Raw genomic sequence first — 24,956 nt, 5'->3', positions numbered from 1 at the left:
GCGAGGGGGTCGGGGGCCGGCTCAGGCATGGCGGTCGCGGTGGTCGGCGTCGAGCCCGTCGAGCTGGGCGCGCACCCAGGTCTCCAGGGTCCAGGGGCGGGCGGCGGCGCGCCTGCGGTGGGCGGCCTGGCGCCGCTCGTGGGGCTGCGCGGTGAGCCCGGCGGCGATGGCCTCGGCCTGTTCTCGCAGGTCGTAGGGGTTGACGGTGCGGCAGACCGGGGCCAGCACCTCGGCGGCGCCGCACATCTCGGAGAGGATGACGTCGGCGTCGCGGGTGTTGACCAGGGGGGCCTCGAAGGTGGAGAGGTTCTGGCCGTCGACCGTGGAGTTGAACATCAGCAGGTCGGCGCGTTGGAAGCAGGCGATAGTGTGGTCGACCTCGTTGTCGCAGTGCAGCCGCACGGTGTCGGCGCCGAGGCGGGCGTTGGCGTCGGCGACGGCCTCCTCGACGCGGCGCACGTAGTCGGCGTTGGCCTCGACGTAGAGCCGGTTGGGGTTCATCCGGACCAGCATCCGGGTGCCGCGCAGCCGTGGGTCGTCGCGCAGGGCGAGGACGAAGGCGCGGACGGCGCGTTCGGCGTTCTTCATGGGGTCGGTGCGGCCGCTGTGCACGACGAGGGGAGCGTCGCCGGCCCAGTCGGCGATGCCGTCGGGAAGCTTGGGGTCGCGGCCCTCCAGGGTGAGGGGGCTGTAGCCGAGCGGCATGGTGCGGACCCGGCTGCGGTGGCCGCGCCAGTGGACGGTGCCGGCCTCGCGGTCGACGCGGGCGTCGGGCATCAAGTCAGCGACGCAGTCGAGGAAGTTGCGGCACCAGCGGTCGGCGAAGAAGCCGATGGTGGTGGCCGGCAGCATGCCCTCCAGCAGGCCGGTGCGCACGCGCCTGGGCAGGATGCGCCAGTAGTCGGGGGACGGCCAGGGTATGTGGACGAACAGCAGGATCGGCGCGTCGGGGCGTGCCTGGCGTAACCGGGCGGGGACACCGACGAGTTGGTAGTCGTGGACCAGGTAGGCCGGGTCGGCGGTGTCGGCCGAGGCGTCGAGCAGGGCGCGGGCGAAGTCGTCGGTGAACTCGGCGAACCGGTCCATCGCCTCATGGGTGGCGTCGTCGAAGGTGGGGGTGGTCCAGCGGTCCCAGCCGTAGTTGTTGGCGGCCCACAGCAGTTCGGCGGTGAGGTGGTTCTGCACGATCTCGAAGGTCCGGCGGTCGTGGCGCAGCAGCCGGATCGTGATGTCGCGGCCCGAGGGGAGGCCGAGGGTGAGCCCGGCCGGGTTTTCGCTGGCGGCGCGGTGGTCGTCGTCGGTGTCGGCGCTGGCGATCCAGGACACGTCGAGCACACCGGCCTGTTCGGCGACGACGTTGCCGGTGCCGCCGGGGGCGATCCAGGGGCGTAGCCGGCCGGTGTCCGGGTCGGGCGCGTAGGTGACGGCGGCCCGCTTGCTCGCCAGGAACAGGTGTCGGTCGGTCATGGTGGCTGCTCCTCTCCCTCGGCTATCAGCCGGGTGCTGGCCTCGTGGACGTCGGCGGGGGCGAGTCCCTCGAGTTCTGGGATGGTGGCGGCACGTTCACTGTGCAGGCAGGCGTTGCGTGGGCGGCAGGCGTAGGTGGTGTCGTCGCGGGGCGCGGCGCGGGCCAGGGCGGGGTCGGCGCCCTGGGCGCGGGCGATGTGGCGGGCCCAGTCGAGGCGGCTGAGCCGGGTGGGCCCGCCCAGGTGGAGCACGCCGGTGACGTCGGAGGTCAGCAGGGCGGCGGTCCAGGCGGCGACGTCGTCGGCGAGGACGGGGGTGTTCCAGTGGTCGTCGGGGACGGCGACGGGTTGTCCGGCGGCGAGCCTGAGGGCGCAGGTGGTGAAGAAGTTGGGGCGCAGCCCCGCCGTGTCCCAGCCGTAGACGAGGCTGACGCGCAGGGCGAGGGCGTCGCCGGTAGCAAGCAGGGCGCGCTCGGCGGCGAGCTTGGCACGGCCGTAGGCGTTGGCGGGCGTGGTCGGGTCGGACTCGCCGTAGCTCGGGCGGTCGCCGGGGAAGACGTTGTCCGTGGAGATCATCAGGGCCCGGCGGCCGTCGAGGAGGGCGGCGAGGCGGCGGGCGCCACCGTGGTGGGCGGCGTCGGCGGCGTCCGGGTTGGCCTCGCACCAGGTGATGTCGGACGGGCCGTGGACGGTGACGACAGCGTCGGGGCGCGCGGCGGCGAACAGCCGGTCGAGGGAGTCGGGGTCGAGGACGTCGGCGGGCAGCCAGTCGAGGCCGCGGGTGCCGGGGGTGGCGGGCCGGTGTCGGGAGCTGAGCACCGGGTGGTGGCCGAGGGCGGCGAGGCGCCGGCCGACAAGGCCTGCGATGTACCCGGCGCCCACGACGAGGACCCTACTCCCGCCGCTCATACCAGGGCTCCGGTCCTGGACTCGCTGGCCCGGGGGTCGAGGAGCCGGTTGGCGCGGGATCCGGCGATGACGAGCAGCCCGCCGAGGGCGACCAGGCCGAGCGCGGTGGGCAGGCTGAGCCAGCCGGCGAGGGTGCCAACCAGCGGTGGGCTGGAGAGGAAGCCGGCGTAGGAGGCGGTGGTGACCGCGGAGACGGCGGTGGCGCGCTGGCCGGGGCCCGCCGCCCGGCCGGCGGCGCCGAGCAGGGTGGGCAGCACGGGGGCGAGGCCGATGCCGGCGACGGCGAAGCCGGCCAGCGCGAGCCAGGCGGTGTCGGCCAGGGCGGCGACGGCGATGCCGAGGCCGCCGAGGGTGCCGCCGAGGGTGGCGAGGGAGCGGTCGCCGAGGCGGGCGCCGCGCCACTGGGCGAGCATCCGGCCGCCGGAGAGGCCGGCCATGTAGGCGGCGGGCCCGAGGCTGGCGAGCAGCGGTCCGGTGCCGAGCTCCTCCTCCAGGAGGATGGCACCCCACTGTTCGACGGCGTTCTCCATGAACAGGACGGCGGCGCCCACGATGCCGACCAGCAGCAGCGGCCCGGTGAGCAGCCGGGGGCCGCGAGCCTGTGCCGGCCGCCGGGCCGGGTGTTGCTCGGCCGGCTCCTGCCAGCCGCGCGGGTCGATGGCGAGGGCGGCGCTGGCGGCGACCAGCAGGGCGATCAGCGTCAGCACCGTGAGCTTGGAGGCGCCGAGTTCGCGGCCGAGGCCGACGGCCGGCGCGGCGAGGACCATCACCAGCGGGGTGACGGCGTGCACCTTGTTGAAGAGCCGGGAGCCGTCGCGTGCCTCGTGGGCGGCCGTGGTGGCGTTGAGCGCGACCTCGATGCCGCCGCTGGTGGCGCCGACGAGCAGCAGGGCGGCGGTGAAGGTCCACCGGTCGGGTGCCAGGCCGACGACGAGGACGCTGCCGGCGAAGAGCGCGGTCACCGCGGGCAGCACCCGGTGGCCGAGTCGTCTGGCGAGCCGCCCGGTGAGCAGCATGGCCGGCACGGCGCCGACCGGTACCGCGAAGAGGGCGAGACCCAACTGTTGGTCGCTGAGGTCGAGATCGGACTTGATCTGGGGGATGAGCGGTGCCCAGCCGCCCCAGAAGAGACCCCAACTGCCGGCTACCGCGAGGAGCCCTAAGACCCCGCCGTTCCCAAGCCGCACTCCATGCTCCGTTCACCCCGTTGTGATCCAGGTCGCACACCACTATCGCGCAGCCCCTGGTACAAAGCCAGGCCGCCTCGTAGCGTGGGGTAATGGACATGCCACCGACAGCGGCGGAGGCACCATGGACGATCGGGATGACGAACGGTTCTGGGCGATCGACGCGGGGGGCAGCTCCACCACCGCGGCGCTCGACGACGGGTCACGGCTCAGACGTGGCTCCGTGAACCCCGCCTCGGTGGGGGCGGTGGCCGCGGAGCGCGTGCTGCGCGAGCTGCTGGGCGAGGTGGCGGCGCGGCTCGGCCCCGAGGGGGCCCGCACGGCGCGCGGCTGGCTGGCCACCGCGGCGCTCGACGCGGGCGCGGCGGCCGCGGACGTGGCGCGGATCGCCACCCTGGCGCGGGCCAGCGGCCTGCTCGGCCCGCTGGTGGTCTCGCGGGACGTGCTGCCGCTGCTGCTCGCTCCCCCGCTGGCCGGTCGCGGCGTGGCGGTGGTGTGCGGCACGGGCTCCGGTTTCCTCGCCTCGGACGGTTCCGGGCCGCCGGTTTCGGTGGGCGGCTGCGAGTACCTGGGCAGCGACGAGGGCAGCGCGTTCCAGCTCGGCCTCGACGGGCTGCGGGCCGCCGTGCGCGGCCTCGACGGGCGGGGCGCGCCCACGACGCTCGGCGCCGAGCTGGCGGCCGAGTTCGGCTCGCCGGTACGGGAGCTGGCCAGGGACCTGGCGGCACGGCCGTTCCCGAAGGCGGCGGTGGCGGCGCTCGCCCCCGTGGTGTCCCGCTGCTGGCTGGCCGGGGACGAGGTGGCCGGCGGGGTGGTGACGCGGGCGCTCGACGACCTGGTGGCCGGGGTGCGGGCGGCCCGCGACCTGGCCGGTCTGCGGGGCGGCTGGCCGGTGGTGCTGAACGGCGGGGTGTTCCGGGGCTCCCCCGAGTTCGCCGAGACCCTGGGGCGACGCCTGGTGGCCGAGTTGGGCGCCGAGGCGCCGCCCGAGCGGGTGGCCGATCCGGCCGGGCGGGTACTCGCGGCGCTGCGCGCGCGACCGGCCGGGCCGCCGGCGGCGCTGGCCGGCTGGGCCTGGACCATCGCACGGGAGGCCGGGGAAGGGGTGCGCGGATGACCGCGGATGGGGGAACGACGGCGGGGCCGATCGAACTCGGCCTGTGCCTAGCCGCGTTGGCGCCGGCCGGGCTCGACGGCGCGCTGGCGACGGCCGGCCGGGCCGGGGTGCGGGTGGTCGACCTGCCGGCCGACTCGACCTTCGGCCTGGTGGCCGCCGACCGGGCGGAGGAGCCCGGCTACCACGCGGAGCTGCGCGCGCGGCTGGACGCGGCCGGACTCGAGGTGGGCTGCGTCAGCAACAGCCGGGACACCCAACTGCTGCTCGGCCCGCACGGCTCGCACACCGACCCGGTGCTGGCCGGCCCGCCGGAGGCGAAGCGGGCGCACGGGCTGCGGGCCGCGCTGGCCACGGTGCGGCTCGCGGCCGGGCTCGGGGCGCCGCTGGCCCGGCTGATGCTGGGCGTGCCCGACCTGTCGCGGTGGCTCTCCTGGTGGGGCAGCGACGTGAGTTGGCAGGACAACGTGGACGCCTGGGCGCGGGCCGCCGAGCCGATCCTGGCGCTGGCCGCCGCCTCAGGCGTGCGGGTGGTGGTGGAGCCGCACCCCAAGCAGGTGGCCTACGACCCGGCCAGCGCGCGGGCGTTGCTGGCGGCGGCGGAGGGCGTGGGGCTCTGCGTCGACCCGGCGAACCTGGCGGCCACGGGGCACGACCCCGTGCGGGCGGTGCGCGGCTGGGGCGAGCGGCTCGCCGCCGTGCACGCCAAGGACCTCCAGCGGTGGCGCGATCCCGGCGACCCGACGGGCGCCGGCTGGTCACGGTACGGCCCTGGCCCGGCGATCCGCTTCCGGGCGCTCGGCGCCGGCGAACTGCCCTGGCCGGCGATCGTGGCGGCGCTGCTCGACGAGGGCTACCGGGGGGTGCTGTACGTGGAGCACGAGGACGCGCTGCTGCCGACCGAGCAGGGGGTGGCCAACTCGCTCGCCACGCTGCGGGGGTTGCTGCCGCAGGGCACCGCCCAGGGGAGGACGTGGTGAGCCTTCCCGGGGTGCGCGGGGCGCTGCTCGCCGGTGGCCTCGGGCAGCGGATGGGACCCCTGACGGCCCGGGCGTGCAAGCCGCTGGTGCCGTACGCGGCGGCCTGCCGGCTCGTCGACTTCAGCGTGGCCAACGCGGTGCGCTCGGGTCTGGGCGAGCTGGTGCTGCTCTCGCTGCACCGGGAGTCGGACCTGGTGGACCACCTGCTGCGGCACTGGGACCACCACCCCCGCACCCGGCTGCACTTCGGGCCGCACGACGCGCTGTTGCGCGCCAGCGGCGGCCCGTGGCCCGGCGGGCGGCTGCCGGCGCGGCCGCCGGAGCGCGGCACGGCGGACGCGCTGCTGGCCAACGCGGAGTGGCTGTTCGCGCCGGGAGCGAGCGACCTGCTGGTGCAACACGCCGATCACGTCTACCTGTTCGACTACGCGCCGATGCTGGCAGCGCACCGGGAGTCCGGCGCGGACTGCACGATCGGGGTGCAGCGCATCGAGCGACGCTACGTCCGGCTCTTCGGCATGGTGGAGGTCGACGAGCGGTGGCGGGTGCGGGCACTGGTCGAGAAGCCCGAAGACCCCACCTCTGACCTGGTGTTCACGGCCTTCTGCCTGTTCAGGATCGAGGCGCTGCGCGAGGTGCTCGACGAGCTGGCGGCGCGCGGCGAGGACGGGTGGCAGCACGACATCAGCCGGGACGTGCTGCCGGAGATGATCGCGGCCGGGCGGCCGGTGACGGCGTTCCAGGTCGCCGACTACTGGGCCGACATCGGCACCGTCGAGCGCTACCACTCCGAGCAGCTGCGGCTGCTTGACCGGCCGCATCCGCTGCCGCCGGCGCTGCTGCCGCGCACCCTGCCGGGCGCGGCGCCGCGCTACGCGCCGGAGACGGACAGCCTGTTCGGCGGGGAGCCGCCGGCGGGCGCCACGGTGCTCGGCAGCGTGCTGCACCCGGGCGGCCGGGTGGAGCCGGGCGCCCGGGTTGAGCGTTCCGTGGTGCTGCCGGGTGCCACGGTGGCGGCCGGGGTGAGCGTGCTGGACAGCGTCGTGCTGGCCGGCGAGCGGCTGACGGCCGACCGTCACGGGCTCGACGGGCTGCCGGGCTGACTCAGAGCGAAGCGCTGGCGCTCCGCCGAGAGCCATGACAACCCACGTCCGGCAGGCCGGTGGCGAGGGCCAGCGGGCTGCGCCGGCCCTCGCCACCGGCGGCCGGCTCAGAGCAGAGCGACAGGCCGCAGCAGCCTCGCGGCGAACTCCTCGAAGGCGCCGGGGAGTTCGTCCAGCGGGACGCTCGGTGGGTAGACCAGGGCGCGGGTGACGCCGAGCGCGGCGAGCTCCGCGACCCGTTCCGGGGTGGCCGGCGCCGCCTCGGCGATCAGCTCGATGGCGTCCGGGTCGCGGCCGGCCGCCTCGGCCGCGACCCGGCACTCGGCGAACAGCGGCACCGGGTCGGCCACGGCCGGGAAGTAGCCGTCGGCGAGCCGGCCGGCGCGGCGGGCCCCGGCCCTGGTGTGGCCGCCGAGGATCAGCGGGATCCGCCCGGCCGGCTTGGGATGGCAGCGGGCCCTGGTGAAGCGGTGGTAGTAACCGGCGAAGGTCTCGTCCCCGCTCCACAGGGCGCGCAGCACCGCCACGTACTCCTCGAACCTGGCCGCCCGGTCGTCGAAGTCGACGCCCACGGCGGCGAACTCCTCGCGGAACCAGCCCATGCCGAGGCCGAGGTCGAGCCGCCCGCCGGAGAGGAAGTCGAGCGTCGCCGTCTCCTTGGCGAGCACCACCGGGTTGCGCTGGGGCAGGATGAGCATGCCGGTCACCAGCCGCACCCGGTCGGTGACCGCGGCGGCGAAGGAGAGCCAGGTCAGCGGGTCGGGGTAGGGCCACTCGGCGGGCACCGGCAGCCGGCCGTCGTCCGCGTAGGGGTAGCGGGTGGTGTGGTCGGCGGGCAGCACCACGTGTTCCGGTACCCACAGCGACTCGACGCCGTGCCGCTCGGCCAGGACCGGGAGCAGGCGCGCGGCCTCGGGCGAGTCGTGCGGCGGCATGTTCGGCGAGAGCAGTCCGATCCTCATGCGGCGCTCACCCCGGCCGTCATGTGTCGCGCCAGCAGCGAGGCCGCCGCCACGGTGGTCAGGTGGGTGTTGGCCCGGGGGATCACCGGCATCAGCGAGGCGTCGGCGATGTGCACGTTGGTCAGGCCGTGCACCCGGCCGTCGGGCCCGGCCACCGCCATCGGGTCGTCCTCGGGGCCCATCGCGCAGGTGCCGACGGCGTGCCAGTAGCCGCTGGCGGCGGCCCGGACGGCGGCCGGCTCGCGGTCGGCCTCGGCGGCGGGCGGGGCGGCGGCGAGCGTGGTGAGGCGCGCGGTGGCGGCCAGCTCGCGGGCGAGGTCGAGGCCGTCGAGGACGACCCGGACGTCGTGGCCCTCGGGGTCGGTGAAGAAGCCGTGGTCTATCTCCGGCGACGCGGCCGGGTCGAGGGCGGCGGCGCGCACCCGGCCCCGGGATCTGGGCGCCATCACGAAGACGTAGAGGCCGGCGTTGAGCGGCCCGTTGTAGAAGCCCTGGGCGTCCTCGGCCGGCCCCGCCGAGGGCACGATGTGCACGTCCCAGGCCTCGTCGGCGGCCTGGCTTGAGCGCGCCTTGACGAGGCTCTGCGCGAAGTAGCACTCGGCCGCGTCCGGCATCAGCTCGGCGAGGGCGTCCGCGGGGGCGAGCATGAGCCCGAGCGATGAGTGGTCGGTGAGGTTCTCCCCCACGCCGGGCAGCGGCAGCGCGACGGGCACGCCGAGCCTGCGCAGTTCGGGCTCCGGGCCGACGCCGCTGCGCACCAGCAGCGGCGGGGTGCCGTAGGCGCCGCAGGCGAGCACCACCCGGCCGGCGTGCACGGTGAGCGGGCGGCCACCGTGCACGGTGGCCACGCCGGTGGCCCGGTCGCCGTCCAGGATCAGCCGGTCGGCCAGGGTGTCGGGCAGGACCCGGAGGTTGGGGCGGTCGCGGGCTGGGTCGAGGTAGGCGAACGCCGTGTGCCAGCGGGTGCGGTCGACGGCGTTGAGCGGCACCCAGCCGATGCCCTCGCGGGCGTCCTCGGCGTTGATGTCGGGGAGGAACGGCAGGCCGAGCGCGCCGGCCGCCTCGATCACGGCGTGGTGCCAGGCGGTCTGGTCCCGCTCGGGCACCGTCCGCACCCGCAGGGTGGCCACCGCCTCGTCCAGGTGGGGCCGCAGCGCCGAGTGGTCCCAGGCACCGCCCGAAGGCGGCCCCCAGGCGTCGTAGTCGGCGGGCGCGCCGATCGTGGCCCAACAGCCGTTGTGGGCCGAGGAGCCGCCGACGACGCGGGCGCGGGCGCAGCAGGGCGGGGCGGTGAGGTCCCAGTCGTGGCCGCGGGCGGCCGAGCGGGCGTCGAGCAGCTCGGCCGGCCAGCGTGCCGGGTCGAACGGGCCGTAGTCGGGGCCGGCTTCGAGGAGCAGCACCCGGTGCTCCGGGTCCTCGCTGAGCCGGGCGGCGATGACGCAGCCGGCGGCGCCGGCGCCGACGACCACGGTGTCGGCGGTCAGGGTGTCGGGGGGCTCTGGGGTTTCGGTGGGAGTGTCGGTGCCGTGCATCGGGGCTCCCTTCCGGGTCGGGGTCAGGACAGTGCGCGGATCAGCTCCTCCTCGTCGATGAAGGAGACGTGGGTGCCGGCGGTGGCGACGGCGTGGGCGCCGGCCGCCGCGCCGGCCCGCATGGCGGTGTGCCAGTCGGCGCCGCCGAGCCGTGCGTAGAGGAAGCCGGCGACGTAACTGTCGCCGGCGCCGTTGGTGTCGACCGCCCGGCCGCCGGGAACGGGCGCGGCGGGTAGCCGGCGCAGTGGCTGCCCGGGCAGCGCCAGGTGGCTGCCGTCGCCGCCGGCCATGGCGACCACGGCGGCGGCCCGGCCCTTGGCCAGGATGTCGCGGGCGACGTCCTCGACGCGGTCGCCGAGCGCGGCCGTGGAGACGAAGACGAGGTCGGCGCCGTAGGCGAAGTCGCGGTGGTGCTCGCTCTCGCCGTCCCAGTCGTGCAGGTCGGTCGAGGTGGGGACGCCGGCCGCGACGGCGTCGGCGAGGGCGTGCCTGGCCCAGTCCATGATCGAGACGTGGACGTGCCGGGCGCGGCCGAGCGCGGGCCGGTAGAGGGCGGGGTCGACGGCCATGCCGACGGGCTGCCTGGCGTCGTAGAGGGAGAGCCGGTGGCCGTGCCGGTCGACGAGGTTGACGCTGCGCCGGGTGCCGGCCGGGTGGATCCGGTGATCGAAGGAGAGTCCCGCCTTGGCGTAGTGCGCGGTGATCAGCTCGCCCTCGAGGTCGGCGCCGATCACGTCGGCGAGACGGGTGCGCAGGCCGAGCCGGTGGCAGCCGAGCGCGACCCCGTTACCGGTGTGCGCGACGTACCGCTCGATGGGCGGCACCATGATGGAGTCCCGCTGCGGCAACGGGAGTTCGGGGACGCGGACGATGGTGTCCACGCCCACTCCCCCGATCACGAACACGTCGAACGGCGTCTGGTCGTCCCGTCGGGTCACGCGGTGTCCCTCTCCTCCTCGCGTGCGGCGTACTCGCCTGCCGCGAACGGCGTGTCAAGACCTTCCCAGCCGATCCGGCCGTCGGCGCCAGTGATCAGCAGCGCGACGGTCGGTTCGGCGGCTGCCGGCACCGTACCGGTGAACGCGCCGGTGGCGTCGGCGGTCAACGGCCATGTCGTGGTGGCGCGCACCACGTCCACCGTCCTGGCGTCGGGGGCGCGGTACTCGACGCGCCAGCCGGCGGCGCCGGCCGGCCGCACGGTGCCGGTGCCCGGCCGGGGCGGGACGGGCGCGGGACCGGGGCGGTGGGGCGTCAGGGTGCCGTCGCGGACGCCGGCGAAGACGGCGTGGAAGGTGGCCGCGACCCGCTCCCAGGTGAAGGCGCGCGCGGTGCGGATCGCGTTGGCCCGCAGCCGGGCCAGCTCCTCGGGCGGCGCCGCGAGCAGCCGGGTGACCTCGGTCCTGATGGCGGCCACCAGCGCGGGGTCGTCGGCGCGGAAGGAACGGGGCAGCGCGGCGCCGGTTGCCTCGGGGTCCTCGGAGGGCCTGGTGTGGCCGAAGTGGGCCATGCCGAGCTGGGCGGTGGCGACGGGCACGGCGCCGCAGGCCATGGCCTCGCCCATGGCGAGCAGGAAGGTGTCCATCTCGAACTTGGAGGGGAAGAGGCAGAGTTCGGCGGCGCAGGCCAGTTCGATCAGCTCGGCCTCGGGGATCGGCTCGGTGCTGAGCCAGACGGCGTCGGGGTGGGCGGCGGCGAGCCCGGTCAACTCTGGGTCGGTCAGCGGCAGTGGGCTGAGGCAGTGCAGCACGGCGTTGAACCGCTGTCCCTCGTCGAGGAGTTGGCGCAGCGCGCGGGCGAGCTCGCGCTGCCCCTTGTGGTGGATGGCGTAGCGGGCGTTGTGGTAGATCGTGGGCCGCGCGGGGTCGAGGCCGCGGCGGCGCAGCACCGCGTCGCGGTCGACGTGGGCGCGGTCAGCGGCCAGCCAGGCGGGGCCGATGGCGCAGCCGCCGACGACCAACCGGTCCCGCGCGGCGGCCAGTTCACGGCGTACCCGGAGTCGCCCGAAGAGGGCCTGGGCCGGGGTGTCACGCTGGGTGGTGACGTGTTCCAGCTGCCCAGGGGAGAGGAAGTCGAGGGCCGAGGCGGTCCTGGCGACCAGGGCGAGGCCGCTGACGTAGTCGTGCCCGGGGCGCTCGGGGTACTCGTTGTAGAGGTGGGTGACGGGCAGGTAGGCGCGCATGGCGCGCTCCAACGGGCCGTCCAGCGGCGGGTCCTCGAGTCCGGCCGCCGGCTCGGGTGCCGAGCCCAGGTAGCGCAGGAGGGCGCGCACCTCCGGGCCGTAGACCTTCTTGTTGACCGGCATGTTGCTCTGCACGGTGCAGACGGTCTCGGCGCCGGCGCGGCGTAACGGGGCCGGCATCAGGTAGTGGTAGTAGGGCTCGTGGAGGTGGACGACGGTGCCGGGCCGCACCGTCCTGGCCAGGTAGCGGGTGGCGGCGAGCTGGAAGAGCAGCGGCTTGAGGAAGCCGAGGTCGCGGCCCTTGGACTCGTAGGGCGGGTAGAAGGTCTCGGGGTGGGCGTCGAGGAGGCCGCCGGCGAGCAGCACCACGTCGATGCCGTCCACGGTGATCCGGTGGGCGGTGACGTCGGCGGTGAGCCGGGCGGCGGGGCCGTGGTCCGGCCAGACGGCGGGGTCGAGCGGCACCGCCACGTCGACCGTGTCGGCGAAGTCGAGGTCGACGACGCGGTGGTGGCGGCGCAACTCGGGGAGGGTGCCGTGGGCGGCGGTGAGTCCGCTGACGGCCACGCCACGGTCGCGCAGGGCGCGGCTGAGGTTCCATAGGTAGACGGAGATGCCGCCCTTGACGAACCGGTGGTCGAAGCCGCCGAACTCGAAGTGGCACTCGACGACGTCGAACGGTTCGGCGGCTATGGGGTCGGCGGCCATGGGGTCGGTCACGCGCGCGGGCTCCCTTCCTTGGCGGTGACGAACGCCCGGAGCGATATCCAGGTGAGGTCGGCGTAGTAGTCGGCGTCCGGGTCGCCGGCGCGTTCGCCGTGGTGGCGCAGTTCGTGCAGGGCGCGCAGCAGGTAGGGGACGCACAGCGCGCCCGGTGCGGTGCCGGCGGTGAGCGGGGCGACGGCGCGGGCCGCCCAGTCGGCCGCCGGCGGGGGCAGTGGCCGGGCGGCGGTGGCGGGCGCGAGGGCGGCGCGGCGCAGCGCGGTGGCGTAGCGGTGCTTGTGGTAGGCGCGTTGCTGGGCGGTGCGGGCGACCTGCTCGTCGGCGGCGAAGCACTCGACGGCGCGGACCAGGGCGGCCAGGTCGTCGAGCGGGCCCGCGTCGGGCGGCGGCGCGCCCGCCGGGTCGACGAACCGCACCCGGTCGCCCGCGTCGACGAGGACATGGCCGAGGTGCAGGTCGCCGTGGACGGGCCCGGCCGGGTGGGCGGCGCCGGCGGCCCAGCGGCCCGCGAGGGCGGCGCAGCGGTCGAGCAGCCGGTGGCGTGGACCGGTGGACTCGGGCAGGGTGCGGCGGACGTCGGCGACGGCGGTGGCGAGCCGCGGCAGCCGGTCGGCGAGCGGCGTCAGCCGTGGTGGACGGAGCTCGGCGAGGGCGTGGTGCAGGTCGGCGAGGGCGGCGCGCACCCGGTCGAGCAGCGGGTCGAGGGGCGGGTCGAGGGGCGCCTGGGGTACCGCCTGAGGGGCCGCGCCCGCCCAGTGGGCGTGCAGGGCGGCGCGCAGCGGCACGTCGAGCGGGACGCCGGGGGCGACCTCGGTGACCAGGGCCAGGCAGCCGGCGGGACGGCCGTCGGGGGTGAGGTAGTCGAGGTGGCCGACGGCCTCGGGCAGCGGCGCCCGGTGGCCGGCGAGCCGGGAGAGCAGCGCGATCTCGCCGCCGCCGTCGCCGAGCGCCCGGTACACCTTGAGGACCAGGTCCCTCGGCGGCCGGCCGGCGGTGACCCGGGCGACGGCGTTGGTGGCGGTGGCGGTGAGTTGGGCGCCGAGGCGGGCGGCGGTCAGCGGCGGGCCGTGCCAGCGCACGGTGCCGCCGCGCGCGGTGGCCCAGGCGGGGCGGGCGGCCAGCACGAGGACGGCGGAGAGCAGCGCCGGGTCGTCCTCGGCGAGGACGAGCACGGTGGTATGACCGCCCCCCGTGCCGTCCACGGCGGCCCAGGTGACGGTGGCGTGGCCGGCACGCAGCTCGTCGAGGGGCCGCAGGCTGTCCGGGTCGAGGGTGGCGCGGGAGAACCAGGGGGCGCGCGCCACGGCGTCACGCAACCGCTCGGCCTCCGGGTTCACGGGCCCACCGCCTCGAAGCGACGCACGCCGAGCGCCCAGACGCGCAGCGCGAGCAGGGTGAGGGCGACGCTGATCGGCACGGCGAGCCAGCTCAAGCCGGACGGGCCGTGCAGGAGGTGGTCGGCGGGCACGAATCCGGTGAGCGCGAACGGCAGCAGGCTGGTGAGCAGCAGCCTGGCCGGCCAGGGGAAGACGTCCAGTGGGTAGCGCGCGGTGTCGGCGAGCTCGTAGACGGCGGTCATCACCTGGAGGCTGGTCGTGGTCCAGAACGCCAGCGCGGCAAGCAGGAGTTTGACGGCGGCCAGCACCAGCGTGCCGGCGACCAGCAGCACCGCGAAGACGGCGATCCGCGTCGGGTCGAGATCCAGGTCGAGACCGCCGGCCGCGTAGCCGATGACGGCCAGGCCCGCGACGGCCTCGCCGATGCCCTCCGGGTAGCAGAACCGCTCCGAGAGCAGGGAGAACAGCGGGTGCACGGGGCGCACCAGGTAGCGCACCAGCTCGCCGCGCTGCACCAGCTTGCGGCCGAGCTCCCAGAGCTGGTCGGTGAAGGCGTGGTCGAGGCCGCGCACCAGCATGGCGACGCCGAGCAGCAGCACCGCCTCTCGGAAGGTCCAGCCGGCGATGTCGGTGACGTGCCGGTAGATGACGCCGAGCAGCAGCGCGTGCAGCACCACGCGCAGCGCGAACGCGCCGACGCCGACCAGGAAGTCGGCCCGGTAGGAGACCAGCCGGCGCAGCCCAACGCCGGTGAGGAGCACGGCGAGGCCCGCGTAACGGCGTAGGGTGCCCTGGGTTCCGGCGGGCGCGCTCATCCGCCGCTCACCTCCCCCCTGCGCAGCGCGGTCCGCCAGGCGAGACCGCAGGCCAGCACGCCGAGCGCGGTCCACAGCAGCTGCAGGCCGACGGCGCCCAGGGCGGCGGCGCCCTCGACCCGGCCGAGGAGCAGCCGCACCGGGGTGGCCACCATGGCGGTGAACGGCAGCCACTCCAGGGTCTGCCGGGCGGCGTCCGGCATCAGCTCGAGCGGCACCAGCTGTCCCGAGCAGAAGGCGACGACCGTGCCCTTCAGGTAGCGCACGCCCCAGGTGCTGGTGGTGACGAAGCCGGCGAGGCCCACCAGCAGGTTCAGCAGGATGCCGAGGGCGGTGGCCAGCAGCGCGGCCGGCAGGAACCAGGCCAGGCCGGCGAGCCCGGGCGCGGCGAGCGTCACGGTGCCCAGGGCGCAGAGCAGCAGCGGCGCGACGACCAGCAGCAGCCGAACGGCCAGGTAGGGCAGGGCGATCGCCGCGTGCGTGCCGAGGAAGCCGATCGGGCGGAGCATGGCGGTCACGTGGTCGCCCCGGTAGATGTCGCCGGAGAGGGTGTCGTCGACCCGGTTGGACAGCAGCACGGCCAGCAGGTTGCCGGCGAGCAGATAGGTCGTCATGCCGGTGACGTCGTAGTCGGCGATCTCCCGCTGGTCCGCGTAGACGGCCTCCCAGACGGCGAGTTGGATCACCAGGGAGAGCGCGGTGGTGAGCGCGGTGAGCAGCAGCGCGCCCCGGTAGGCGAGGGCCGTGCGCCAGCCGGCGCCGAGCAGCGCGGCGTAGCCCCTGGCCCTCGTCCCGGTTCTCATCGGCGGCCCCGGCTCAGCTCGGGGGCGACGTACAGGGCGCGCAGCACCTCGCCCAGCGTGGGCTCGGGCGCCACCAGGTCGGTGACCGCGACGAGCCCCGAGACGGCGGCCAACACCCGCTGCGGGGTGACGAGTTCGGGCGGACCCTGGACGGTGACGCGGCGCCGACCCACCGGGGTGACGGCCACCCCGGGACCGCCGAGTTCGAGCTCCAGGAGGCCGGCGAGCGACTCGGCCCCGAGGTCCGCCGAGTACTCGAGCCGCACGGTGCGGGTGGGGGCCTGGCGCAGCAGCTCGTGCAGCCGGCCGGTGTAGACGACCCGACCGGCGTCCACGACCACGACGCGCTCGCAGATGGCGCTGATGTCCGCGACGTCGTGGCTCGTGAGCAGCACGGTGGTGCCGCGCTCCGCGGCCACCCGGTTGACCAGCTCGTGCACGGCCTCCTTGAGCAGCAGGTCGAGGCCGATGGTGGGCTCGTCGAGCAGCAGCACGGCCGGGTCGTGGAAGAGCGCGGCCGCGACCTCGGCGCGCATCCGCTGGCCGAGGCTGAGGGTGCGCACCGGCCGGTCGGCGATCTCGCCGAGGTCCAGGAGCTCGTCGAAGAGCCGCAGGTTGTCCTGGGCGACGGCCGGCGGCAGGTCGTGCAGCCGGGCCAGGATCCGGAACGAGTCGGCCACCGGCAGGTCCCACCACAGCTGGGTGCGGTGGCCGAAGACGACGCCGATGGCGCGGGCGTGGGCGTAGCGGTCCTCGCGGGGCTCGCGGCCGGCGACCAGGCAGCGCCCGGAGCCCGGGGTGAGCACCCCGGCGAGGATCTTGATGGTGGTGGACTTTCCGGCGCCGTTGACGCCGAGATAGGCCGCGCGTTCGCCCGCCGGCACGGTGAAACTGACCCCGTCCAGCGCGCGGACCTCGGTGGTCTCGGCGGCGAACAGGCCGCGCACCGCGCCCCAGAGCCCGGGCCGGGTGGCGCGCACCCGGAACACCTTGGTCAACTCGTGTGCCTCGATCATGCCGTGGTTCATGCCCTTTCGCCGTGTGTCGCCCGGTCCCGGTGTACGTCATCGATGGCCCGCCCCAACCGGCGTATGGCGTCGGTGAGTTCGTCGGGCTTGATGACGAAGGGGGGCGCGAGGCGGAGCGTCTGGCCACCGGGCATCACCCGCACCCCGAGGTCGAGCGCGCGCCGGTACACCCGGTCGGCGGCCTCCGGGTCGGGAGTCTTCGTCGCCTGGTCGGCGACGAGTTCGACGCCCCACAGCAGCCCGAGGCCGCGGACCTCGCCGACGGCGGGGTGCTCGGCGAGCTCGCCGAGCGCGTCGGCGAGGACGGCGCCGAGTTCGCGGACCCGGACGAGCAGGTCGTCGCGGCGCAGCACGGTGAGGGTGCTCGCGGCGGCGGCAAGACCTACGGCATTGCCGCCGTAGGTGCTGCCGAGGCCGCCGGCGGCCCGCCAGGTCCGCTCGTCGAGCACCCGGTGGCTGCCGGCCAGCACGGCGACCGGGTGGCCCGAGCCGAGGCCCTTGGCGAGCGTGACAAGGTCGGGGGTGAGGCCGTAGTGCTCGGCGGCGAGGAAACGGCCGGTGCGGCCGCCGCCGGTCAGCACCTCGTCGGCGACCAGCAGCACGCCGTGCTCGGCACAGGCTCGGCCGACGATCTCCCAGTAGCCGGGCGGCGGCACGATCACCCCGGCGGCGCCCTGCACCGGCTCGGCGAGCAGGGCGGCGACGTCGGGCCGCGCGACCGCCTGCCGCACGGTGAGGCGGGCGCAGAGCAGGTCGCATGAGGGGTAGGTGGCGTCGAAGGGGCAGCGGTAGCAGTAGGCGGGGTAGCCGAGCAGCGAGGGCGCCGGCGGTTCGGTGCCGACGTCCCACTGGACCGGGGCGCGGGCACCACGGGTCTTGCCGTGGAAGCCGCGGCGCAGCGCGGCGATCCTGGTGCGGCCTGGGGGCGCGGCGGCGTGCGCGGCGCGGAGCGCGGCCTCGACGACCTCGGCGCCGGTGGTGAAGAACCCCAGCGCGCCGAGGTGTTCAGGCAGCAGCCGGGCCAACGCGCGGGCGGCGGCGAGCCGCGCCGGCGTCGGATTGTCGTGCACGTTCACCAGCCGGGCCGCCTGCGCGGTGACGGCCCGCACGACCTCGGGGTGGCTGTGCCCGAGCGACTGCGTCATCGTCCCGGCCGCGAGGTCCACGTACTCGCGGCCGTCCACGTCCACGAGCGTCGCGCCGTGCCCGTAGGCGAACACCCGCCGCCCGAGTGACGTCTCCTGACTGACCGCGACGGGAAGATACGCGGCCTCGGCACCGAGGTGCGCCTCACCGACGGACCCGCCTCCGGCGGCCGAGGGCTCCGCCGCTGGGCCGTGGCCGCCAGTCCGTGCCCCGGCAGAGACGGAACCGTTGGTGGCCGCGGTGCCTGTCGGTGGCGGTCGGTCGGGGCCTTCGCCCGGCAGGGCGGACGTCATCGGGGGGTGCCCGTCAGTTCGGAGAGGAGGAGGCGGCGTTCGACGGCTTGGGCCGTCGTGGGGTCGGCGGCCGCTTTCCAGCGGCGGATGGCGATGCGGAGGGTGGCCGTGTCGGCGTGGCGGAGCGAGGCCGTGAAGCGTGGGAGGTCCTCGCCGCGGCGGGCGGCCTCCGGGGTGGGAGGCGGTCCCGCCGGCACCGGGTCGGCGACGGCGCGGCGGGGGCCGAGGAGCGCGGGGGCGAGCTCCGCGGAGAACAGCGGCGCGAGTTCGCGCCTGCGCTCCGCCGTGGCCAGGGTGCGCAGCAGCTTGACGGCCAACGCCTCCTCCGGGTGGCCCGCGACGCCGCCCCAGGCGGCGATGGCCTCGGCCGGCAGATCGCTGAACGTGGCGAGGAGCGCCACGGACGCGGCCGCCTGGTGGCCGCGCAGGGCGCGGCCCGCGCGGTCGCACCAGCCGGCGAGCCCGGCGCCGGGCCCGGCGGTGGCCTCCGGGAGGAGGCCGAGCAGGATCTCCCAGCAGTCAAGCTGCACCTCCGGCAGCTCGTCCGCCAACTCGGCCGACAGCGGGGCCGGTTGGATGTCGGCGTAGAGCAGCCGCACCAGGCGGTGCGGGGTGCGCTGGGCGCGCCAGCAGTCCTCGTGGGCGTGGTCGGCGAGCAGTTCCTCGACGGTCACCGGATCGGCGGAGAGGTCGGTGCGCACCCGGCCGTCGCCGGTGGCCTCGAAGTGGTACAGCTCGTCCGGGTGGCTCCCGCCCCGCAGCGGCGCCGCGTGCCGCTCGATCGCCGCGAGCAGCGCGTCGCCGCGCCGCAGCAGCGCACGGCGCCGGTCCCCGGTCAGCGGGCCGGCGTGCCGCTTGAGCCGCAGTAACTCCTCGGAGAACGCCTGCACCAGGAACGGGGCGGTCAGCCGGTAGCTCATGGCCAGGCCGAGGTAGGGGAAGACGGCGCAGGAGCGGCAGCCGGGGCGCCGGCCGACCTCCTCGTCGCGCACGCGGATCAGCTCGGGGTCCTCGACGAGCTCCCGGTACGGCCGGTCCCAGGGCAGCGAGGCGTCCCACTCGTGGTAGCAGGGCAGCAGCACCCGGCCGTCCGGGCCGACGGTCAGGATCCGCGAGTTGGCGCCGCAGTTGGTCTCGGTCGCCGGGTCGAGGGTCCGCAGGTGGTGCAGGAAGGCGAGGCTGACTACGGTGTACGGCTCGTAACGCAACTCCGCGACATGGCGGGCGAGTTCGGAAGTCGGCAGGCTGAGGAGCGGCGGTGGCGCCGGCTCCGCGGTCGGGTTGGCGCGGCCGTTGACGGCGGCCAGCTTCAACATCCGGACGGAACCGGCCGGTCGCAGTTCCCGCTGGGCGGCGAAGTAGCTGAACATCGGCGACAGATAGACCGGCACCCGCGCCCGCTGCGCGTAGCGGACGATCTCCGGCAGCTCCTCCGCGTTCTGCCCGGAGACCACGCAGATCAGCTTGAGGTTGGTGGCGCCCGCCGCGCCGAGGTCCCGGACCAGACCCAGCGTGCGGTCGAGCGTGTCGGTGCCGCGGATGCCGTGGTAGCGCTCCGCGTCGAGGGTGTCGAGCGAGACGTTGATGGTGCCGAGCAGCGGCACGATCTCGCGGGCGGCGGGCGGGAAGCGGATGGCGTTGGTGGTGATGTCGACGGACATGCCGAGCTCGTGGGCGTGGCGGACGGCGGCCGTGAGCTCCCGGTGCAGCGCCGGCTCGCCACCGGTGATGTCCAGGTAGGTGACGCCGAGTTCGGCGAGCTGGTCGAGGCAGCGGCGCAGCCCGTCGGCGGTGAGCTCCTGGTGGCCGTCGAAGACGGGGTCCTGCCAGACGTTGCAGTAGCCGCAGCGCGCGTTGCAGCGGAAGGTGATGTAGAGCCGGGCGTGCCGGAACCGGCTGATGGATGGCACCATGCGGACCTCCCAGGTGTGCGGCGCCCGGCGAACGGGCACGGACGCGGTGCGGCGGTGTTCGCGGAGGTCAGCGCGGCTCGGCGGTCAGCGCCGCGTGGATCTCGGCGTCGCTGACGTCGTCGGCGATCACCGTCTCCCCCAGGCCGACCGGGAGGACGAAGCGCAGCCGGCCGTCGCGGATCTTGCGTATCTGGCCGAGCGCCGCGACGGTGGCGGCCGGGTCCAGGGACGCGGGCAGCGCGCGCAGCGTGACGGGCAGGCCGACGGTGACCAGCAGGGCGGTGATCCGCCGCAGGGTCGCAGGGTCGAGCAGGCCACGCAGCTCGGCGATGCGGGCGGCGCAGGCCATCCCGAAGGCGACGGCCTCGCCGTGCAGGACCGGGCCGTAGCCGGTGACGGTCTCGACGGCGTGGCCGATGGTGTGCCCGAAGTTCAGGGGGCGGCGCAGGTCGTTCTCGTAGGGATCCTTGGCGATCAGCCGGCACTTGACGGCGCTGGCGCCGTGCACCAGCGCGGCGCTCGCGGCCGGATCGGCGGCCAGGAGCTCCCGGTGCCGGGTCTCGATCAGCTCGAAGAGGGCGGGCGAGGCGATGACGCCCTTCTTGATGGCCTCTGCCAGGCCGGCCCGCAGCTCGCGCTCGCTCAGCGTGGCGAGGTAACCGACGTGCGACACCACGGCCTTGGGCTGGTGGAAGGCGCCGATCAGGTTCTTCGCGGTGGCGTGGTCCACCGCGACCTTGCCGCCGAGCGCGGCGTCGACCTGGGCGAGGAGGGTGGTCGGCACGTTGACGTACGGGAGGCCGCGCATGTAGGCGCTGGCCACCCAGCCGACGGTGTCGATGACCACCCCGCCGCCGACGGCGAGGATCACGTCGCGCCTGGCGAGGCGGGTGCCGGCCAGCCAGTCGAGCAGCGCGGCGGCCGTCGGCAGGGTCTTGCTCGCCTCGCCGGCCGGGATACTGGTCGACGCGACGTCGAGACCGGCGGCGGCGAGGAGACCGGCGAGCCGGTCGGCGTGCAGCGCGGCCACGGTGTCGTCGGTGATCAGGGCGACGCGGCGGCCGTCGATCTCGGTGCGTAAGCGGTGCACGGCCGCGGCCTCGTCCTGACACACGTGGACGGGATAGGTGTCGTGTCGGGTGGCCGCGCCGATGATCGGGTCATCCGGGTCGGTGGGCAGGTCGAGCCGCTCGGATACGCGGACGTACGTTGTCATGTATCCCCCAGACTCGGTGGTCAGGACCGCCTCATCGCAGCCACCAATTCTCACCTGAGAATGATCCGGGGGCAACACTGCGGTCGCGAGCGCGCCTGTTCGATGCTGACCGAACGTCAACTTGCCTGGCCGTCGGGGTCCTCGGCGGGTTCTTGGACTCGGGCGAGTTCGGCGAGCGGGACGGGGACGGCCAGCGGGCGGGCGGCGGTCGCGCGCAGGTCGCCCTCGCCGGGCGGCCGGCCGTCGAGGGCGGCGGTCAGGCAGGCCGTGGCGAAACCGCAGACCCGGCCCTGGCACCAGCCCATGCCGACGCGCGTCAGCATCTTGACGGTCCTGGCGTCCGTCGCGCCGAGCTCGGCGTGCGCGGCGCGCACCGCCGCGTGCGGCACCTCCTCGCAGCGGCACAGCAGCGTGTCGTCCGTGAGCCAGCGATGCCAGCCGGCGGGGACGGGGTGGGCGCGGTGCATCGCGACGGCGAACGCGCGGTGCGCGCGAACGGTGGCGCGCAACCGGCGGACGCCGGGCTCGTCCTGGCCGGCGCCGGCCAGGACGAGCCCGGCGAGCCGGCCCTCGGCGAGGCTGAGGGCGGCGCCGCCGACGCCGGTGGCCTCGCCGGCGACCAGGACCCCCGGCACGTCAGTGCGCTGGCCATCGTCGACGGCCACCACGAGCGAGCCGTCGACGTCGACGCGGGTGGCGACACCGAGTTGCAGCGGGAGTTCGAGGGCCGGGGTGAAGCCCCAGCCGAGGGCGACCAGGTCGACCTCGACCTCACCTGGGACGGCGCGCGGCACGCCGTCGCGGCCCACGACGGCGCGCCGGACGGCGCGCACCCGGTCCGTGCCGAGGATCTCCGCGACGGCGGTGCGGGGGCGGTAGGGGACGCGGTGCCTGGCGAGGGCGGCGGCGTAGCCGGCGGCCTCGGCGAGCTTGCCGGGAACGGGGAGCACGGCGCGGGCGTGCCGGGCCCAGCGGAGCGGCGAGTTGGCCTCCCAGACGCCGACGACGCGGGCGCCGGCGCGCGCCAGGCCGGTGGCCACCGGCAGCAGGAAGGGGCCGGTGCCGGCGACGAGCACCCGCCGGCCGGCGACCGTGCGGTGTCCCTTGAGCAGCGCCTGGGCGCCTCCGGCGGCCACCACCCCGGGCAACGTCCAGCCGGGGACCGGTAGTTGCCGGTCGGCCCCGCCGGGGCACAGCACGAGGGACCTGGCCTCGAAGGGCCCCGGCGGCGGCTGGACGCCGTCGTGCACGGGCGTGGCCTCGAGCCGGAGGCGGTCGTCGTCCTCCCTGGTGACCAGCCACACCTGCTGCCCGGGCCGGTAGTCGATCCGCCCGGCGGCCTCCAGCGCACGCAACCGCCGCCACCAGCCGGCGAACCGGCCGTGGACGTCGGCGTCCGCCACGTGCCGCCAGTACTGCCCGCCTGGCCGCTCCCCCGCGTCCAGCAACAGCACCGACACCCCACGCTCCGCGGCCGTCACCGCCGCCGCCAGCCCCGCCGGCCCGGCCCCGACGACGGCGACGTCGACAAGCGGTGATGCCTGCGGCGCGAAAGCATCGGGCGCTTGAGCGACCGAGCGGCGGCCGCCCGGCGCCGCGCCTACGGCTCGCGCGCCGACCGCCGGCCGCCCGAGCCGCCCCGCGGCCGACGCCTGCGGCGCCTCCGCGGAAACTCCCGGCGCCGTTCCGGACACGGGGCGAACACCGGGCACCGGTCGTTCGGCGGCTCCCGCCGACGCCGACGCCTGCGGCGCCTCAGCAGAAGCCCGCGCCACCGCCCCAGGCACGGAACCAACGCCGGGCACCGGCCGTTCGGCAGCGGCGCCGCCACCCACAGAACCCACTTCCGGCGACGCCGACGCCTGCGGCGCTTGGGCCGGACGGCGGCCTTCTGGCGGCGCCGCGCCCTTCGCGTCGGCCGAGTGTCTCCCCGGCCCGGCAGCGCCGGCAGGCGTCGGTGCCGGCGGTGCGGAACAGATGCCCGTGTCCGCCGCGGACGCGGCCGCGCCCTCGGCGCCGGGCGCGGCCGGCGCGTCAGCGCCCGTGGGCGGGGCTGCCCGGGTCGCACTGACCGCGGGAGCAGTCGCGCTGTCCGCCGCCCGGGCCGGAGGCCCCGGCGGATGTGTGACGGAGGTTGGCGAAACCCGCATGCCGTCCCGCACAGGGACCACGCAGGTGCGTTGGGGTGGGGCGTCGTCAATAGTGGCGAGGCAGTCGTGGCAGGAGCCGATCCCGCAGAAGAGGCCGCGCGGGCGGCCCGCCTGGCGGGTGGTGCGCCAGGCGGGGATGCCGGCGGCGATGAGGGCCGCGGCGACGGACTGGCCTGAGTGGGCCGGCAGTTCACGGCCTTCGAAGAAGATCCTCACGCGGCGGGCTCCCAGCGTTCGGGCGCGAAGGGCGCCAGGTCGAGGGTGGGTTCGGCCCCGGTCAGGGCCTGGGCGAGCAGGTGGCCCGTGCCGGCGGAGAGGCCGATGCCGGCGCCCTCGTGGCCGCAGGCGTGCCAGAGTCCCGGGAGTCGCGGATCGGGGCCGATGACCGGCAAGTGGTCGGGGCAGTAGGGCCGGAAGCCGTGGTAGGCACGCAGTGCGCGGACGCCGGCGAGGGCCGGGAAGAGGCCGACCGCGCCACGCGCGAGCAGCGCGAGCGCCTGGCGCGAGGGGCGGCGGTCGAAGCCGACCCGCTCCCGGGTGGAGCCGATCAGCACCGTGCCGGCCGGGGTGCCCTCGACGACCGGCGAGGACTGGAGCGCCGCGTCGGAACTGCCCACGTCCCCCACGTACTCGGCCGCGTAGACCTTGTGCCGGATGACGAGCGGCAGCGGCTCGGTGACCAGCACGAAGCCGCGGCGCGGCAGCACCGGGAGGCGGACTCCGGCGAGCGCCGCGACCTCGCCGGCCAAGGTGCCGGCCGCGTTGACCACGGCGGGCGCGTCCACCCGCCCGGCCGGGGTGGTGACGCCGACCACGCGGCCCCGGGCGCCGCGGATCGCGGTGACCGGGGCGCCCGTCAGCACCCGGGCTCCCGCGGCGCGGGCGAGCCGCAGCAGGTGGGCGACCAGCAGTACGGGCTGGACCTGGGCGTCCTCCGGGTAGTACGCCCCGCCGGCCAGGTCGGGACGCAACAACGGCTCCACGGTACCGAGTTCGCCGGCCGGCACCTCGTCGACGCGGATCCCGGCGGCCCGTTGGCGGTGGGCCAGGGCGCGCAACGCGGTCAGCGAGGTGTCGGTGGCGGCCACCACCAGGCCGCCCTTGGACTCGAACTCCCAGTGGTGGCCGTGTTCGGCGAGCTCCTCGCGCCAGACCCACTGGGAGTGGCGGGCGAGGTCGAGCTCGGGTCCGGTGTCCTTGTCGGAGACCAGCACGTTGCCCTCGCCGGCGCTCGACGTGCCGCCGCCGGCGGGGCCGCGGTCGACGACCAGCACGCGCAGCCCGGCACGCGCGGCGAAGTAGGCGGTGGCGGCGCCCACCGCGCCCGCGCCCACGACGATGACGTCATACGACGAAGCGGAGGATGTCACGTGCCGCGGGCCCACTTTCCTCTGACGTGGCCGATGTGCCGTTCCATCAGGGCCTGCGCGCCCGCCGCGTCGCCCGCCTCGATCAGGTCGAGCAGCTGGTGGTGTTCGAGCGCCGACTCCTCGAGGCGGCCGGACTCGAGCAGCGGGGTGAGGCCGAGCAGGCGGGTGCGGGAGCGTAGTTCGGAGACGATGGTGGACAGTTGGGTGTTGCCGGCGTAGGCGAGCAGCGCCAGGTGGAAGTCGCGGTCGGCGTTGATGTAGGCGACCAGGTCGCCGTCCCTGACGGCGTCCACGATGGCCTGGGCGAGTTCGCGCAGCCGCGGGAAGTCGGCCGCGGGGATGGCCGGCACCACGTCCCGTACGGTGGGTGGTTCGAGGAGGAGCCGCACGTGGGTGACCTCGTCAAGCTCCTCGTCCGGCACCACGCGGACCCGGTAGCCCTTGTTGGGCAGGGCCTCCACCATGCCCTCGCGGACCAGGTCGAGCATGGCCTCACGCACCGGGGTCGCGGAGATGCCGAACATGGTGCCGAGCGTCGGCGCTGAGTAGACCGCGCCCGGCTTCATTTCTCCGGAGATGACGGCGGCACGCAACGCGTCGGCCACCATCTCGCGCAGCCGCTCGCGCTTGTTCAGTGGTTGCAGGCCGGCGATGGGCGCCGTCTCCATGTCTCGTCTCCTCGTCGGACCGTGATCGGTTGTGCCGCTCGCCCGCGGGGCGAGGTCGCGAA

Annotated in this window: 20 protein-coding genes; 3 read left to right on the top strand and 17 right to left on the bottom strand. The window is 75.7% G+C overall.

Annotated features, from left to right (window positions below; genetic code table 11):
* Positions 1-21: 21 nt before the first annotated feature.
* The 3 genes from E1265_RS07665 to E1265_RS07655 are packed head-to-tail and all read right to left on the bottom strand — an operon-like array spanning position 22 to position 3,562.
* The gene (locus E1265_RS07665) at positions 22-1,467 is read right to left on the bottom strand and encodes a trehalose-6-phosphate synthase (protein WP_132929474.1); all 1,446 of its coding nucleotides are present in this window, start codon (positions 1,465-1,467) and stop codon (positions 22-24) included.
* Complete coding sequence (locus E1265_RS07660; protein ID WP_243740601.1) at positions 1,464-2,348, bottom strand: sugar nucleotide-binding protein; 885 nt, start codon at positions 2,346-2,348, stop codon at positions 1,464-1,466. Before E1265_RS07660 ends, E1265_RS07665 begins: the two co-directional genes overlap by 4 nt.
* A 23-nt stretch (positions 2,349-2,371) precedes the next feature.
* Entirely contained in the window at positions 2,372-3,562 is a 1,191-nt protein-coding gene (locus tag E1265_RS07655) for an MFS transporter (protein ID WP_132929472.1), read from the bottom strand.
* 124 nt (positions 3,563-3,686) lie between these two features.
* On the opposite strand from E1265_RS07655, the gene E1265_RS07650 reads away from it, so the two are divergent.
* Genes E1265_RS07650 through E1265_RS07640 form a run of 3 tightly spaced genes read left to right on the top strand, consistent with a single transcriptional unit; the run spans position 3,687 to position 6,759 of the window.
* A complete protein-coding gene (locus E1265_RS07650) occupies positions 3,687-4,679 on the top strand; it encodes a BadF/BadG/BcrA/BcrD ATPase family protein (protein ID WP_165953682.1) in 993 nt (330 codons plus the stop codon).
* Positions 4,676-5,656: a sugar phosphate isomerase/epimerase family protein gene (locus E1265_RS07645; protein WP_132929470.1), complete on the top strand. Its 981-nt coding sequence runs from the start codon at positions 4,676-4,678 to the stop codon at positions 5,654-5,656. Before E1265_RS07650 ends, E1265_RS07645 begins: the two co-directional genes overlap by 4 nt.
* On the top strand, positions 5,653-6,759 hold the full coding sequence (locus tag E1265_RS07640) for a sugar phosphate nucleotidyltransferase (RefSeq protein ID WP_132929469.1): 1,107 nt from the start codon (positions 5,653-5,655) through the stop codon (positions 6,757-6,759). Before E1265_RS07645 ends, E1265_RS07640 begins: the two co-directional genes overlap by 4 nt.
* Before the next feature lie 107 nt (positions 6,760-6,866).
* Here the strand turns inward: E1265_RS07640 and E1265_RS07635 are convergent, their stop codons facing one another.
* From E1265_RS07635 to E1265_RS07565, 14 genes are all read right to left on the bottom strand, one after another.
* Positions 6,867-7,721, bottom strand: coding sequence for an LLM class F420-dependent oxidoreductase (locus tag E1265_RS07635; protein ID WP_132929468.1), 855 nt, complete (start codon positions 7,719-7,721; stop codon positions 6,867-6,869).
* On the bottom strand, positions 7,718-9,253 hold the full coding sequence (locus E1265_RS07630; RefSeq protein WP_132929467.1) for a GMC family oxidoreductase N-terminal domain-containing protein: 1,536 nt from the start codon (positions 9,251-9,253) through the stop codon (positions 7,718-7,720). The genes E1265_RS07635 and E1265_RS07630 overlap by 4 nt, the downstream gene beginning before the upstream one ends.
* A gap of 23 nt (positions 9,254-9,276) precedes the next feature.
* A complete protein-coding gene (locus E1265_RS07625) occupies positions 9,277-10,191 on the bottom strand; it encodes a carbohydrate kinase family protein (protein ID WP_132929466.1) in 915 nt (304 codons plus the stop codon).
* A complete protein-coding gene (locus tag E1265_RS07620; RefSeq protein WP_132929465.1) occupies positions 10,188-12,152 on the bottom strand; it encodes a glycosyltransferase in 1,965 nt (654 codons plus the stop codon). Before E1265_RS07620 ends, E1265_RS07625 begins: the two co-directional genes overlap by 4 nt.
* On the bottom strand, positions 12,149-13,492 hold the full coding sequence (locus E1265_RS07615) for a phosphotransferase (RefSeq protein ID WP_132929464.1): 1,344 nt from the start codon (positions 13,490-13,492) through the stop codon (positions 12,149-12,151). Before E1265_RS07615 ends, E1265_RS07620 begins: the two co-directional genes overlap by 4 nt.
* Entirely contained in the window at positions 13,489-14,307 is an 819-nt protein-coding gene (locus E1265_RS07610) for an ABC-2 family transporter protein (protein WP_132929463.1), read from the bottom strand. The genes E1265_RS07615 and E1265_RS07610 overlap by 4 nt, the downstream gene beginning before the upstream one ends.
* Positions 14,304-15,110, bottom strand: a complete 807-nt coding sequence (locus E1265_RS07605) for an ABC-2 family transporter protein (protein ID WP_132929462.1) — start codon at positions 15,108-15,110, stop codon at positions 14,304-14,306. Before E1265_RS07605 ends, E1265_RS07610 begins: the two co-directional genes overlap by 4 nt.
* Positions 15,107-16,126 (bottom strand): ATP-binding cassette domain-containing protein, encoded by a 1,020-nt coding sequence (locus E1265_RS07600; RefSeq protein WP_132929461.1) that lies wholly within the window; start codon positions 16,124-16,126, stop codon positions 15,107-15,109. The genes E1265_RS07605 and E1265_RS07600 overlap by 4 nt, the downstream gene beginning before the upstream one ends.
* 8 nt (positions 16,127-16,134) lie before the next feature.
* A complete protein-coding gene (locus E1265_RS07595; protein WP_207930993.1) occupies positions 16,135-17,358 on the bottom strand; it encodes an aspartate aminotransferase family protein in 1,224 nt (407 codons plus the stop codon).
* Between the two features lie 215 nt (positions 17,359-17,573).
* Complete coding sequence (locus E1265_RS07590; protein ID WP_132929459.1) at positions 17,574-19,490, bottom strand: radical SAM protein; 1,917 nt, start codon at positions 19,488-19,490, stop codon at positions 17,574-17,576.
* A 67-nt stretch (positions 19,491-19,557) separates the two neighbouring features.
* Positions 19,558-20,706: a 3-dehydroquinate synthase gene (aroB, locus tag E1265_RS07585; RefSeq protein ID WP_132929458.1), complete on the bottom strand. Its 1,149-nt coding sequence runs from the start codon at positions 20,704-20,706 to the stop codon at positions 19,558-19,560.
* A 116-nt stretch (positions 20,707-20,822) separates the two neighbouring features.
* A complete protein-coding gene (locus E1265_RS40240; protein WP_279571411.1) occupies positions 20,823-22,856 on the bottom strand; it encodes an FAD-dependent oxidoreductase in 2,034 nt (677 codons plus the stop codon).
* 212 nt (positions 22,857-23,068) lie between these two features.
* Complete coding sequence (locus tag E1265_RS07570) at positions 23,069-24,226, bottom strand: FAD-binding oxidoreductase (RefSeq protein WP_132929457.1); 1,158 nt, start codon at positions 24,224-24,226, stop codon at positions 23,069-23,071.
* Positions 24,223-24,894 (bottom strand): GntR family transcriptional regulator, encoded by a 672-nt coding sequence (locus E1265_RS07565; protein WP_132929456.1) that lies wholly within the window; start codon positions 24,892-24,894, stop codon positions 24,223-24,225. The genes E1265_RS07570 and E1265_RS07565 overlap by 4 nt, the downstream gene beginning before the upstream one ends.
* Between the last annotated feature and the right edge of the window lie 62 nt (positions 24,895-24,956).

The organism is Streptomyces sp. 8K308, assembly GCF_004348315.1.
Lineage (GTDB): Bacteria > Actinomycetota > Actinomycetes > Streptomycetales > Streptomycetaceae > Streptomyces.
Note: the sequence above shows the minus strand (reverse complement) of the source record. Positions and strands in the feature narration are given on the sequence as shown.

Coding starts and splice junctions, on each gene's coding strand:
- E1265_RS07605 (WP_132929462.1), bottom strand. CDS start 15,110: ATGAGAACCGGGACGAGGGCCAGGGGCTACGCCGCGCTGCTCGGCGCC.
- E1265_RS07610 (WP_132929463.1), bottom strand. CDS start 14,307: ATGAGCGCGCCCGCCGGAACCCAGGGCACCCTACGCCGTTACGCGGGC.
- E1265_RS07600 (WP_132929461.1), bottom strand. CDS start 16,126: ATGATCGAGGCACACGAGTTGACCAAGGTGTTCCGGGTGCGCGCCACC.
- E1265_RS07635 (WP_132929468.1), bottom strand. CDS start 7,721: ATGAGGATCGGACTGCTCTCGCCGAACATGCCGCCGCACGACTCGCCC.
- aroB (WP_132929458.1), bottom strand. CDS start 20,706: ATGACAACGTACGTCCGCGTATCCGAGCGGCTCGACCTGCCCACCGAC.
- E1265_RS07630 (WP_132929467.1), bottom strand. CDS start 9,253: ATGCACGGCACCGACACTCCCACCGAAACCCCAGAGCCCCCCGACACC.
- E1265_RS40240 (WP_279571411.1), bottom strand. CDS start 22,856: ATGCGGGTTTCGCCAACCTCCGTCACACATCCGCCGGGGCCTCCGGCC.
- E1265_RS07645 (WP_132929470.1), top strand. CDS start 4,676: ATGACCGCGGATGGGGGAACGACGGCGGGGCCGATCGAACTCGGCCTG.
- E1265_RS07665 (WP_132929474.1), bottom strand. CDS start 1,467: ATGACCGACCGACACCTGTTCCTGGCGAGCAAGCGGGCCGCCGTCACC.
- E1265_RS07650 (WP_165953682.1), top strand. CDS start 3,687: ATGGACGATCGGGATGACGAACGGTTCTGGGCGATCGACGCGGGGGGC.
- E1265_RS07590 (WP_132929459.1), bottom strand. CDS start 19,490: ATGGTGCCATCCATCAGCCGGTTCCGGCACGCCCGGCTCTACATCACC.
- E1265_RS07565 (WP_132929456.1), bottom strand. CDS start 24,894: ATGGAGACGGCGCCCATCGCCGGCCTGCAACCACTGAACAAGCGCGAG.